The organism is Curtobacterium sp. RM9, assembly GCF_054956955.1.
Genome location: NZ_CM143271.1, coordinates 1,542,730 through 1,555,786, shown reverse-complemented (window position 1 = coordinate 1,555,786; position 13,057 = coordinate 1,542,730). Strand labels below are relative to the sequence as shown.

The 13,057-nt window shown below is 71.6% G+C and carries 10 protein-coding genes; 5 read left to right on the top strand and 5 right to left on the bottom strand.

Annotation, left to right across the window (positions count from 1 at the left end):
- Positions 1–4 precede the first annotated feature (4 nt).
- The 3 genes from ACY3FI_RS07365 to ACY3FI_RS07355 form a co-directional block, all read right to left on the bottom strand.
- Positions 5–1,303, bottom strand: a complete 1,299-nt coding sequence (locus tag ACY3FI_RS07365) for an RNA polymerase sigma factor (RefSeq protein ID WP_462550134.1) — start codon at positions 1,301–1,303, stop codon at positions 5–7.
- A gap of 196 nt (positions 1,304–1,499) precedes the next feature.
- Positions 1,500–2,825, bottom strand: coding sequence for an MFS transporter (locus ACY3FI_RS07360; RefSeq protein ID WP_462550133.1), 1,326 nt, complete (start codon positions 2,823–2,825; stop codon positions 1,500–1,502).
- A gap of 164 nt (positions 2,826–2,989) precedes the next feature.
- Complete coding sequence (locus tag ACY3FI_RS07355) at positions 2,990–3,919, bottom strand: proteasome assembly chaperone family protein (RefSeq protein WP_462550132.1); 930 nt, start codon at positions 3,917–3,919, stop codon at positions 2,990–2,992.
- 76 nt (positions 3,920–3,995) lie between these two features.
- On the opposite strand from ACY3FI_RS07355, the gene ACY3FI_RS07350 reads away from it, so the two are divergent.
- From ACY3FI_RS07350 to sucB, 3 genes are all read left to right on the top strand, one after another.
- On the top strand, positions 3,996–5,477 hold the full coding sequence (locus ACY3FI_RS07350) for a leucyl aminopeptidase (RefSeq protein ID WP_462550131.1): 1,482 nt from the start codon (positions 3,996–3,998) through the stop codon (positions 5,475–5,477).
- A gap of 157 nt (positions 5,478–5,634) precedes the next feature.
- Positions 5,635–7,008, top strand: a complete 1,374-nt coding sequence (gene lpdA, locus ACY3FI_RS07345; protein WP_462550130.1) for a dihydrolipoyl dehydrogenase — start codon at positions 5,635–5,637, stop codon at positions 7,006–7,008.
- A 64-nt stretch (positions 7,009–7,072) separates the two neighbouring features.
- A complete protein-coding gene (gene sucB / locus ACY3FI_RS07340; protein WP_462550129.1) occupies positions 7,073–8,584 on the top strand; it encodes a 2-oxoglutarate dehydrogenase, E2 component, dihydrolipoamide succinyltransferase in 1,512 nt (503 codons plus the stop codon).
- Between the two features lie 86 nt (positions 8,585–8,670).
- On the opposite strand, the gene ACY3FI_RS07335 is transcribed toward sucB, so the two are convergent.
- Positions 8,671–9,567, bottom strand: coding sequence for a hypothetical protein (locus ACY3FI_RS07335; protein WP_462550128.1), 897 nt, complete (start codon positions 9,565–9,567; stop codon positions 8,671–8,673).
- A 127-nt stretch (positions 9,568–9,694) separates the two neighbouring features.
- Here ACY3FI_RS07335 and ACY3FI_RS07330 point away from each other — a divergent pair, with 127 nt between their 5' ends.
- Positions 9,695–10,423: a DUF4191 family protein gene (locus ACY3FI_RS07330; protein ID WP_462550127.1), complete on the top strand. Its 729-nt coding sequence runs from the start codon at positions 9,695–9,697 to the stop codon at positions 10,421–10,423.
- A gap of 290 nt (positions 10,424–10,713) precedes the next feature.
- Here ACY3FI_RS07330 and ACY3FI_RS07325 read toward each other — a convergent pair whose 3' ends face one another.
- Entirely contained in the window at positions 10,714–11,169 is a 456-nt protein-coding gene (locus ACY3FI_RS07325; protein WP_462550126.1) for an RDD family protein, read from the bottom strand.
- 145 nt (positions 11,170–11,314) lie between these two features.
- Between ACY3FI_RS07325 and glnA the strand changes: the two genes are divergently transcribed.
- Positions 11,315–12,739, top strand: coding sequence for a type I glutamate--ammonia ligase (gene glnA / locus ACY3FI_RS07320; RefSeq protein ID WP_462550125.1), 1,425 nt, complete (start codon positions 11,315–11,317; stop codon positions 12,737–12,739).
- The last annotated feature ends 318 nt before the right edge of the window (positions 12,740–13,057 follow it).

Here is a 13,057-nt window from a genome sequence, read left to right as displayed (position 1 = left end):
CGGCTTACTCGAGGTAGTCGCGCAGCGACTGCGACCGCGACGGGTGGCGGAGCTTCGCCATCGTCTTCGACTCGATCTGGCGGATGCGCTCACGCGTGACGCCGAACGTGTCACCGATCTGGTCGAGGGTCTTCGGCTGGCCGTCACCGAGGCCGAAGCGCATGCGGATGACGCCCGCCTCGCGCTCGGACAGGGAGTCGAGCAGGCTCTCGAGCTGCTTCTGCAGCATCGTGAAGCCCACCGCGTCGGCCGGAACGACCGCCTCGGTGTCCTCGATCAGGTCACCGAACTCCGAGTCGCCGTCCTCGCCGAGCGGGGTGTGCAGCGAGATCGGCTCGCGGCCGTACTTCTGGACCTCGACGACCTTCTCCGGGGTCATGTCGAGCTCGCGGGCGAGCTCTTCCGGGGTGGGCTCGCGACCGAGGTCCTGGAGCATCTGGCGCTGCACACGAGCGAGCTTGTTGATGACCTCGACCATGTGGACCGGGATGCGGATGGTGCGCGCCTGGTCCGCCATCGCGCGGGTGATGGCCTGGCGGATCCACCACGTCGCGTAGGTCGAGAACTTGAAGCCCTTGGTGTAGTCGAACTTCTCGACCGCGCGGATCAGACCGAGGTTGCCCTCCTGGATGAGGTCCAGGAACTGCATGCCGCGGCCCGTGTAGCGCTTCGCGAGCGAGACGACGAGGCGGAGGTTCGCGCCGAGCAGGTGCGACTTGGCACGCTGACCGTCACGGGCCACCCAGCGGAGTTCACGCTCCTCGGGCTTGGACAGGCCGGTCGAGTGCTGCAGCTTGTCCTCGGCGAACAGGCCGGCCTCGATGCGCATCGCGAGCTCGACCTCCTGCTCGGCGTTGAGGAGCGCGACCTTGCCGATCTGCTTGAGGTAGTCCTTCACCGGGTCGGCGGTCGCACCCGTGATGGTGGTCGAGTAGACCGGCGCCTCGTCGTCGTCGGACTGCGAGATCACGAGGGCTCCGGCGGCGACCGCAGCGGCCGCGTCCGGCTTGGCGGCCTTGTCGTCGGTCTCCTCGGTCGTCTCGTCGGCGTCCGCCGTGTCGTCGGTCGCGTCCGTGGGCTCGACGCCCTCGTCCTCGTCCGGCTCGTCGTCGTCAGCCTTCTTCTTCGCCCTGGTGGCCGGCTTCTTGGGAGCGGCCTTCTTGGCGGTGGTCTTCTTCGCGGTGGTCGATGCGGCGCGCTTCTTCGGCGCAGCCGTCTCGTCGGTGGCCGCAGCGTCCTCCGCCGCGGTGCCCTCGGGCTCGGTGTCCTTCGTGGGATCGATCGTCGTGCTCCGGGCAGCCATGCGATCACCTCTCTCGTCGTGCCACGTTCGTGGGGTCGTGGCCTCCCTCGCCACCCAGGGCTCGTCTCGCCGCAGTCCCCCGCGTCCGACGAGTCCTACCGTTCCGGGCAGCACGAGGACCCATGTCAAGTCCCCCTGTTCCAGCGACGCGTCGAGCGCTGCTGGATACGGGAGGCCCGAACGGGTCCGTCCTTCATTATTGCACGGCGTTCTTCCGCAGGCGTGCAACCAGTGCAACCCACAGGGGCGCCACCCGTATTCCGTCCTGCGCGTGCATCTCGCGGCGTGTCCGACGGCGGGCGTGCAGGAGCATCGCCACCCCGAAGCCGACGACGACGTACTGCACCGTGAACGCGATCCGGAAGTTGTCCCACGCGAAGACGGTGCGACCGGTGGCACCGGACACGAGGTCGAGCAGGGTGCCGACGAGGAACATCATCACGAAGGCGGCGAGGAACCCGCCGACGTTCACGACGCCGTTCGCCGAGCCGAGGGAGCCGACCGGGTTGAAGCTCCGCGCGAAGTCGAAGCCGATGAGGGACCCCGGACCGCCGACGCCCATCGCGACGACGAGGAGCACGAGGAGCCAGGTCGGCGGGTGGCCCGGCCAGAGCAGCACCGCGGTCCACACGATGCCGAGCGCGGCGACGATGCCGAGCACGAGGTTCGACCGGCGGAGCGGGAACCGGGCGCAGAGCACACCGAGCACCGGTCCGACCACGAAGCCCGTCACGACGACGACGGTGAGGAAGCCGGCTGCTTCGGACGGGGTGTAGCCGAGTCCGCGCAGCATCGGCACGCCCCAGAGCAGCGAGAACACCGTGCCGGAGGACTGCGTCACGTAGTGCGACCAGAACCCGAGCTGGGTCCCCGGTCGTCGGAGCGCGTGCCCGAACGTGTGGAACGCCCCACGCCACGAGTGCGGCAACGGGAGCGGGATCGTGTCCGTCCGCACGGGTACCGGCCCGGCGTGCACGAACACCGCCGCGAGCACGAGCCCGACCGCACTGGCGGCCGCCGCGACGCCGAACGCCGGGGTCCAGCCCGCGGAGTGCAGCAGGACGGCGAAGGGGAACGCCGACAGGATCTGACCGACCTGCCCGAGGTTGCCCGTCCACTGCGAGATCTGCGGCAGGATGCGACCGCTGAACCACATCGGGACGAGTCGGATCACCGAGATGAAGGTCATCGCGTCGCCCGCCCCGACGAGCACGCGCCCCGCGATGGCCGGACCGATCGAGGGCGACACCGCGACGATCGCCTGCCCGACCACGAGCAGCGCGGCCCCGAGCAGCACGAGCCGCCGGGGGCCGACCCGGTCGAGCGCGATCCCCACCGGGATCTGCAGCCCCGCGTAGACCGCGATCTGGACGACGGCGAGCGTCGACAGGACCGCCGCCGACACGGCGAAGCGGTCCTGCGCGTCCACCCCCGAGACGCCGAGCGAGGACCGCTGGACGACCGCGAGGACGTACGCGAGCACGGCGACGCCCCACACGAGGAAGGCACGCCTGGAGTTCACCCGACCAGGCTAGCGGGGGCGGCCCCGCCGCCCGACCGGGCTGTGGAGAACGCCGGAAGGGTGGCGGACGCAGGTCGCGCCTCCCGGCCGACGGTCTGGAGGCGCGACACGCGTCCGCAACGCACCCCGCGGGTGCCCGCGGCCGGCTGGGACGGTCGTCGGCCTCAGTCCGCGCTGTCGCCGTCCGGACGGCGCTGGGCCAGGAAGCGCTCCAGCTCCGCGGCGATCGCGTCGGCGGTCGGCACCTCGCCGTCGGCGCCGGTGAGCGGCGAACCGACCGGGTTGCCCTCCATGTACGTGTCGTGCCGTTCCTCGAGCACGCCGACCAGCCGCTGCAGCTCCGCGTTGCCGGCGACCTGCTCGTCGACGCGGTTCCGGAACTCGCGCCCCTCCGCACGCAGGGCGTCCGAGGGGAAGATGAGCCCGGTCGCGGAGGAGATGCCGGACAGCGCCGCGACCGCGGCGTCCGGGAACTCGGTGTCCGAGAGGTAGTGGGGCACCAGGAGCACGAGGCCCGTGACCTGGTGGCCGGTGCCCGCGAGCCGGTGCTCGACGAGGTGCAGGACGTTCGCCGGTGCCTGGGTCTCGGGCTTCCAGACGCTCAGCTGCTCGACGAGGTCGGCGCGCGTGCCGGAGACCGTGAGGCTGATCGGACGGGTGTGCGGCACGGGCATCGGGATCGACTGCACCCAGGTCGTGTCCGCGACCTGCAACCGGTCGGCGAGCCCCGTGACGGCGTCCACGAAGCGGTTCCACTGGAAGTCCGGCTCGTACCCGGAGAGGAAGAGGAACGGCTGGCCGAGCTCGTCACGCACCAGGTGCAGCGCGAGACGGGGCGGCTCGACCGCCGTGATGTGGTCGTGCTCGAAGGTGATGACCGGACGGCGCGCACGCCAGTCGAGGAGCACGTCGGGGTCGAACTCGGCGACCAGCTCGGTGTCGAGGTCCTCGAGGACCCGGGTGGTGACCTGCGCCACCGCGGAGCCGGCGTCCGCGAACCCGGTGAGCCCGGCGACGAGGTGCAGACCGGGCGGGACGACCGGGGCCTGCTCGGCGAAGGTGTAGAGCTCCTCGGGGTGGTTCACCGTCCCCATGCTAGGCGGGGCGCCCTCGGTCCCCCGTACGCGGTGGCCACGCCGACAGCGAACACCTGCTGGATAGGGTTGGCGCATGGTCCGACCGACGCTCTCCACCACGACTTCCTCCCCCGAAACCATCGACGCCGACGTGCTGGTCGTCGGCGTCCGGCCCGGTGCCGACGGTGCCGCGGCGACCGTCGCGCCGTCCGCCGCGGGCGCACTGTCCGCGCTGACCGACCTCGACCTGGCCTCCGTCGGTGCGACCGGCGCCAAGGACCAGCTCGTCCGCATCCCCGGCACCGGCGTGGCCGCCGCCGGCATCGCGCTGATCGGACTCGGCTCCGGCACCGACGCCGCCGCCGTCCGTTCCGCCGCGGGCAGCGCCGTCCGCCAGCTCCCCCAGGCCGCCTCGGTCGCCCTCGCACTGCCGACCGACTCCGCCGAGCTCGTCGACGCCGCGCTCGAGGGCGCGGCGCTCGGCTCCTACGCCTTCACCCGGCACAAGGGCACCGGCACGACCGGCCCGGCGCGCGGCGACCAGCGCATCACGGTCGTCGCCGGTGCGGACCTCGACGCGGACGCCACCGTGCGCCCGGCGATCGTCGCCGACGCCGCGGCGCTCGTGCGCGACCTCGTCAACACCGCCGCGGGCGACCTCGGCCCCGCGGACGTGGCCGACGTCGCCGCCGCGCAGGCCGAGGGGCTGCCGATCAGCGTCGAGGTCCTCGACGAGCACGCGCTCGAGGAGCAGGGCTTCGGCGGCATCGCCGGCGTCGGCCGTGGGTCCGAGCGGCCCCCGCGCCTCGTCGTGCTGCGGTACGCGCCGGAGTCGGCGAGCAAGCACCTCGCCCTCGTCGGCAAGGGCATCACGTTCGACTCGGGCGGCCTCTCGCTCAAGCCCGCCGCGTCGATGCTCGGCATGAAGACCGACATGACCGGTGCGGCCACCGTGCTCGCCGCGACGATCGCCGCCGCGCGTCTCGGCCTCGACACCAAGGTCACGGCCTGGCTGTGCCTCGCCGAGAACATGCCGTCCGGCTCGGCCACCCGCCCCGGCGACGTGCTCACGCTCAAGAACGGCAAGACCGTCGAGGTGACGAACACCGACGCCGAGGGCCGCCTCGTCCTCGGCGACGGCATGGCCGCCGCGTCGCTCGAGCAGCCCGACGCCATCGTCGACGTCGCCACGCTCACCGGCGCCCAGGTCGTCGCGCTCGGCGACCGCACCACCGGTCTGATGGGCAGCGACGACCTCGTCGAGCAGGTCCGTCGCATCGCCGGGACCGTCGCGGAGCCGATCTGGCCGATGCCCCTCCCCGAGGAGCTCGACGCCCGGCTCGCCAGCGACGTCGCGGACATGGTCAACGCCACGGTCGGCAACCCGGCCGGCGGCATGCTGCTCGCGGGCAAGTTCCTGGAGCGCTTCGTCGGCGAGGGCATCCCGTGGGCGCACCTCGACATCGCGGGTCCGTCGGAGCACAAGGGCGGCGGCTACGGATGGCTCGGCAAGGGCGCCACGGGCGTCATGGTCCGGACACTCATCGCGCTCGCAGAAGAGCTCCAGTCCAAGTAGTAGGTTGGGTCCCGGCGGGGCGGCCGTGCTCAGCGCGCGCCTCGCCGGAACGGACGGGACGGGACCGGAACCATGCGGTCCGACCGTCGGACGCCGCTCGCGCGGTGTCCAGGCGCGGGCCCGATCGGCCCCGACACGCACGAGGGAGTTGCACCAGGTGACGGAACAGACTTACGACGTCGTGGTCCTCGGTGGCGGCAGCGGTGGCTACGCCGCTGCGCTCCGGGCCGCCGAGCTCGGGATGAGCGTCGCGCTCATCGAGGGCGACAAGCTCGGGGGGACGTGCCTCCACCGCGGCTGCATCCCGACCAAGGCGCTGCTGCACGCGGCCGAGGTCGCCGACGCCACCCGTGAAGCCGAGAAGTACGGCGTCGTCGCCGAGTTCGCCGGCGTCGAGGTGCCCAAGGTCATCGAGTACCAGCAGGGCGTCATCAACTCCAAGTACAAGGGCCTGCAGGGGCTCGTCAAGGCCCGCGGCATCACCGTCGTGAGCGGCTGGGGACGCCTGACCTCGCAGAACACCGTGCAGGTCGGCGACCAGACCGTCACCGGCAAGAACGTCGTGCTGGCCACCGGCTCGTACTCGAAGTCCCTCCCGGGCCTCGAGATCGGCGGCCGCGTCATCACGTCCGAGACCGCGCTGCAGATGGACTACGTGCCGAACAAGGTCGTCATCCTCGGCGGCGGCGTCATCGGCGTCGAGTTCGCGAGCGTCTGGAAGTCCTTCGGCGCCGAGGTCACCATCGTCGAGGGCCTCCCCCACCTCATCCCCGCCGAGGACGAGTCGATGTCCAAGCAGCTCGAGCGCGCGTTCCGCAAGCGCGGCATCGAGTTCTCGCTCGGCGTGCGCTTCGACCACGTCGACCAGCACGAGAACGGCGTCGTCGTCACGCTCGAGGACGGCAAGACCTTCGACGGCGACGTGCTGCTCGTGGCCGTCGGCCGTGGCCCGCTCACGCAGAACATGGGCTTCGACGAGGTCGGCGTCGCGATGGACCGCGGGTTCGTCACCACGGACGAGCGCCTCGCGACCAACCTGCCGAACGTGTACGCCGTCGGCGACATCGTCCCCGGACTGCAGCTCGCGCACCGCGGGTTCCAGCAGGGCATCTTCGTCGCCGAGGAGATCGCGGGCCTGAACCCGGTCGTCATCTCGGACACGAACATCCCCAAGGTCACCTACTCCGACCCCGAGGTCGCCTCCGTCGGGCTCTCGCAGTCCAAGGCCGAGGAGCAGTACGGCGCCGACAAGGTCGACACGTACGAGTACAACCTCGCCGGCAACGGCCGCAGCCACATCATCGGCACCTCGGGTGCCGTCAAGGTCGTCCGCGTCGTCGACGGCCCGGTCGTCGGTGTCAGCATGATCGGCGCGCGCGTCGGCGAGCTCATCGGCGAAGCGCAGCTGGCCGTCAACTGGGAGGCCTACCCGGAGGACATCGCGCCCCTGGTCCACGCCCACCCCACGCAGAACGAGGCCCTCGGCGAGGCCTTCCTGAAGCTCGCGGGCAAGCCGCTCCACGCGCTGTGAGCTGCGCACACGCCGTGTCCATGACAACCACCACTGCAATCCCCCGCGAACAGGAGTCCACCCGATGAGCGAATCCGTCAACCTCCCGGCGCTCGGCGAGAGCGTCACCGAGGGCACGGTCACCCGATGGCTGAAGAACGTCGGTGACCGGGTCGAGGTCGACGAGCCGCTGCTCGAGGTCTCGACCGACAAGGTCGACACCGAGATCCCGTCGCCGATCGCCGGCGTGGTCGAGGAGATCCTCGTCCAGGAGGACGAGACCGTCGAGGTCGGCACCGCGCTGGTGAAGATCGGCGACGGCTCGGGCTCCGGCGACCAGGGCGGCTCCGACGCCGGTCAGCAGGAGGACCAGGACGAGGCAGCCGCCGAGGCGACCGAGCCCGAGACCGCTCCGAGCACCGAGCAGCCCGAGGAGCAGAAGGCGCCCGAGCCGCAGCAGGCCGAGCCCGCCCCGGGTGGCCAGACGCAGCCCGCTGCCCCGCAGGCTCCGTCCGCGCCGCCGGTCCCGCAGGCCGCTCCGGTGCCGCCGCCCGCAGCACCGCCGGCCGCCGTGCCCGCCCCGGCACCCGCCGCTGCCCCGGCTCCGGCCGCCGCTCCGGCACCCGCCGCGTCGGGCCCGAGCTCCTCGGCCTCCGTGCCGAACCCGACGCAGGACGGCGCAGCTTCGGGCTACGTCACCCCGCTCGTGCGGAAGCTCGCGAACGAGCAGGGTGTCGACCTCTCGACCGTCTCCGGCACCGGGGTCGGCGGGCGCATCCGCAAGGAGGACGTCCTCGCCGCCGCCGCTGCGAAGGCGCCGGCCGCCGGTGGCTCCGCCGCTCCGGCAGCCGCGTCCGGTCCGTTCGTCGCCGAGACCTCGCCGCTCCGTGGGACGCGCGAGAAGATGACGCGCCTCCGCAAGGTCGTCGCCGAGCGTGCCGTGCAGTCGATGACCTCGACCGCGCAGCTCACCAGCGTCGTCGAGGTCGACGTCACGAAGGTCGCGCAGTTCCGCGACGCCAACAAGGCCGAGTTCCAGGAGAAGACCGGCTCGAAGCTCAGCTTCATGCCCTTCTTCGCCCTCGCCGCCTCCGAGGCGCTGAAGGCCCACCCGAAGATCAACTCGACGGTCGAGGGTGACGAGATCGTCTACCCGGACCACGAGAACGTCTCGATCGCGGTGGACACCGAGCGCGGCCTGCTCACGCCGGTCATCAAGGACGCTGCGGGCCTGTCGCTCGCCGAGTTCGCGCAGTCCATCGCCGACCTGGCCGAGCGCACGCGCAACAACCAGCTCAAGCCGGACGAGCTCGCGGGCGGCACCTTCACGCTGACCAACACCGGTTCGCGTGGCGCGCTGTTCGACACCCCCGTGGTGTTCCTCCCGCAGTCGGCGATCCTCGGCACGGGCATCGTCACGAAGCGCCCGGCGGTCGTGAAGGTCGACGGCCAGGAAGCGATCGCGATCCGTTCGTTCGTCTACCTCGCGCTGTCGTACGACCACCGGATCATCGACGGTGCCGACGCCTCGCGCTACCTCGTCGCGGTGAAGAACCGCCTCGAGGAGGGCAACTTCGGCCCGAACCTCGGGTACTGATCCGCAGGATCAGCTCGTCGGAGTCGCGCACGGCCCCGGTCCCCTTCGCGGGACCGGGGCCGTTCCCGTTCGCTCCGGCGTCGTGATCACCGGTGCAGGGTCAGCAGTGCCGTGGTGACGAGGCCCGCGGCCACCACCAGGCCGACGAAGGCCTGCCGGAGCGGGACCCGCCGACGGGCCCCCAGCGGGAGACCGTGCTCGACGACGTCCCGCACGACCGCGTCGATCGATCCGCCGGAGCGACCGGGCGGAGGCGGTGGTGCGAACGCGAGCACGTCGGTCGGCGGCGGGTCCCAGCGGACGGGGCGCGGGGCGGCGGCGGTCCGCACGGCGTCGATCGCCGCGTCGACCGTGGCGGTGTCGGCGCCTGCGGCGAGGGCTGCGGCGAGGGCTCGGTCGACCGCCGGCCGGACGGGCTCCCGGGGGTCGACGCGTTCCCAGACCAGGCGGGTCGCGAGGAGCAGGGTCCGCGCTGCTGGGTGGAGGTCTGCAGCCCTGGGTGCCGGGCGGACGGGGTCCGCAGCGGGCTCCGGTCGCGCTGGACGCACCGCCGCGCCTGGCGGTGTCGTGGCCGGCCGGGGCTCCACGCCGGGCGGCATCGGCGTCGCCGGGAGCAGGACCGCACCGGGCGGCCGGTCGCACAGCACCACGGCACCGGCGTCGTCCACCAGCACGTCGTCGAGCCGTGCGTCCCCGAGCACGACCGCACCGGAGGAACCGGCACGGGCGAGTTCGAGCAACGGCACCGTGAGCGTCACCGCGACGCCCGCCGTCGGCATGCCGAGGACGTCGAGTGCCGCCGCGAGCGGCAGACCGGCGGGGCGGAGGACGTCGACCGCCAGGTGCCCGTCGCCCGTCCGGCCGACCGCGAGGAGCGGCGGGAGGTGTCGGCTGACCGCGCCAGCGCGGTCGGCGAGCCACGTCGCCAGCGCGCGGCCGTCGCCGAGGGCGCACCAGCGTTCGGTGTCGGTGACCAGCTGCATGCCGGACATGCTCGCGCAGGGGCGGTGCGCCTCCAGGTCGGGGCTCCTGACCTGTGGAGGCGGCGCTTTCGCCCACAGCCTGTTCCGGGCGGTCCGGCCGGGGTGGGACAGGCCGTATCCTGGTCGCATGGCACGCAGCACTCCAGAAGGTACGACGGCGAAGGAGCCGGGTCGTCTCAAGCAGATGTACCAGGTCTTCTCGATGACCCGTCGGGCGGATCCGACCTCCGTGTGGTGGTTCGCCCTGGCGTTCGTGGGGCCGGTCGTGGTCGGCGTCCTGCTCGCGCTGCTCCTGCCGGGGCAGAACTGGCTCGCGGTCGTGCTCTGGATCGTCGCCGGCGTCCTGCTCGGCGTGCTGCTCTTCCTCATCGTCCTCGGCCGCCTCGCCGAGCGTGCCGCGTACTCGCAGATCGAGGGGCAGCCCGGTGCCGTCGGTGCCGTGCTCTCGAACTCGTTGCGTCGGCAGTGGCGCTCGAGCGAGATGCCCGTCGCCGTGCACGGTCGCTCGCAGGCCGCCGTCTACCGCGCGGTGGGCACGCCCGGCGTGATCCTCATCACCGAGGGCCAGCGTGGCAACCTCAAGCGCCAGGTCGACGAGGAGCGCCGCAAGGTCCAGCGCATCGTGCCGAACGTGCCGGTGCACATCGTGCACGTCGCGGCGAACAAGGACGACCACGCGGACGGCGCCGTGACGCTCCACAAGCTCCCCCGTGCGATGAACAAGCACAAGAAGGCGCTCAACCGCAACGAGGTCCTGGCGGTCGCGAACCGTCTCGACTCCCTCACGCAGAGCCCGGCCTCCGCGATCCCGAAGGGCATGGACCCGATGCGGGCGCGTGCCGGACGGCCGCGCTGACCGACCCTCCTCCGTCCGCTCCCGGACGCCGACGACGCCCCCGACCGTGCCAGGTCGGGGGCGTCGTCGTGTGCGGGGCGGTGGTGGTGGTGGCGGTGGCGCTCCCGAGACTCGGGGTGAGCAACCGATCTCGCGGACGGGGGCGCGAGAAGTGTCGCCCAGACCGAGTCTCGGCGCCGGCCAGCGGGCCGGCGCGAGCGGCGGGCGGGCGCGAGCAACGGGCCGGCGGCGGGCGGGCGGCGAGCGGGGCCGCCGCGCCGCCCGCCCGCACCCGCGCCAGCGGCAGCGCGTCAGCGCCGGACCAGCACCGTCCCGGCGATCCGGTCGTGCGCCCCGCGGCTGTCCCGGTCGATGATCAACGCCGGCACCACGAGGCACAGCAGCACCGTCCGGACCACCGGCCGCCACACCCCCACGTACCCGCCGCGCATCGGCACGACGCGCAGTCCGACGCACACGTGCCCGAACGATCCGGACAACAGGCAGATGAACACGATCTGCAACACCGCGAAGATTGCGATCTGCACCCAGGAGTGCGCGAGGTCCCCCGACCCGTTCACCGGCGACCACACGCCCGTGACGTAGGCGACGAGGTCGGCCAGCGCGCCGTCGATGAGCAGCGCGATCACCCGGCGGCCGATGCGACCGACGCTGCGCGGGCCCTCCTCCGGCAGCCCGAGGTCCTTGCCGGGCCACCCGTCCGGGTGCTCAGCGGGCGAGGACGACTCAGTGGTGCTGCGGGTCATGCCGTCCAGCGTAAGCGACCACGCCCGTCGCGTAACACGCCCGAAACAATGCAGTCACGTCCGGGAAACCCGGTGTCAATAGCCTCGTCGGAGGGTGCACCTGCGGCACCTCCGACATCACCTACCCCCCAGGAGATCGACACACATGTTCAGCGATTCCTCCGAGGTGCTCGCCTTCATCAAGGACACGGACGTCAAGTTCCTCGACATCCGCTTCACGGACCTGCCCGGTGTCCAGCAGCACTTCAACATCCCGGCGTCGACGGTCGACGAGGACTTCTTCTCGGTCGGACAGCTCTTCGACGGCTCCTCGATCCGCGGCTTCGCGTCGATCCACGAGTCGGACATGCAGCTCATCCCCGACGTGACGACGGCCTACATCGACCAGTTCCGCGCCGAGCGCACGCTGATCATGATCTTCGACATCTACAACCCGCGGAACGGCGAGATCTACGGCCGCGACCCGCGTCAGGTGGCGAAGAAGGCGGAGAAGTACCTCGCGTCGACGGGCATCGCGGACACCGCGTTCTTCGCTCCCGAGGCCGAGTTCTACATCTTCGACGACGTCCGCTACTCGGTCACGCAGAACAAGTCGTTCTACTCGGTCGACTCCGAGGAGGGCGCCTGGAACACCGGCCGCGAGGAAGAGGGCGGCAACCTCGCCAACAAGACCCCCTACAAGGGCGGCTACTTCCCGGTGTCCCCCGTCGACAAGACGGCGGACCTCCGCGACGACATCACCCTGAAGCTGATCGAGGCTGGCTTCGTGCTGGAGCGCTCGCACCACGAGGTGGGCACCGGCGGTCAGCAGGAGATCAACTACCGCTTCGACACGATGGTCCACGCGGCGGACGACATCCTCAAGTTCAAGTACATCGTCAAGAACACGGCTGACCAGTGGGGCAAGGTCGCCACGTTCATGCCGAAGCCGCTCTTCGGTGACAACGGCTCGGGCATGCACACCCACCAGTCGCTCTGGAACGACGGCAAGCCGCTGTTCTACGACGAGAACGGCTACGGCGGCCTGTCCGACGTCGCCCGCTGGTACATCGGTGGTCTGCTGAAGCACGCTCCGGCGCTGCTCGCGTTCACCAACCCGTCGATCAACTCGTACCACCGTCTGGTGAAGGGCTTCGAGGCCCCGGTCAACCTGGTCTACTCGGCCGGCAACCGCTCCGCCGCGATCCGCATCCCGATCACGGGCACGAACCCCAAGGCCAAGCGCATCGAGTTCCGCGCGCCGGACGCCTCGGGCAACCCGTACCTCGCCTTCGCCGCGCAGCTGATGGCGGGCCTCGACGGCATCCAGAACCGCATCGAGCCGCACGAGCCGGTCGACAAGGACCTCTACGAGCTCCCCCCGGAGGAGGCCAAGGGCATCCCGCAGGTGCCGGGCTCCCTCGACGAGGCGCTCGAGGCGCTCGAGGCGGACCACGAGTTCCTCACGAAGGGCAACGTCTTCACCGAGGACCTCATCCAGACCTGGATCGACTACAAGCGCGAGAACGAGATCCTCCCGCTGGCCCAGCGCCCGCACCCGTTCGAGTACGAGCTCTACTTCGGCGTCTGATCCTCGCTGAGCACCCAGGAGGGCCCCGCACCGCATCGGTGCGGGGCCCTTCTGCGTGTCGCGGTGAGCGGCTCCGCAGGAGCGGTGACCGCCTGGAGGCACGGTGCCGGTCCGGCGGGCCTGCCCCGCGCCTCCAGGCGGTCGCGTCCAGGGCCGCACGTTCCTTCCCGGAGCGGGTGCGGTGGAAAGAGAGAACGGGCGTACCTGGTCGGAAGAACCGACCAGGTACGCCCGGAACGACCAGGTACGCCCGAAAGCGCCCACCGCGCGGCGAGCCCGCGCGCACGCGAACGGGGTCCGCACCGCCCCGGCACGGAC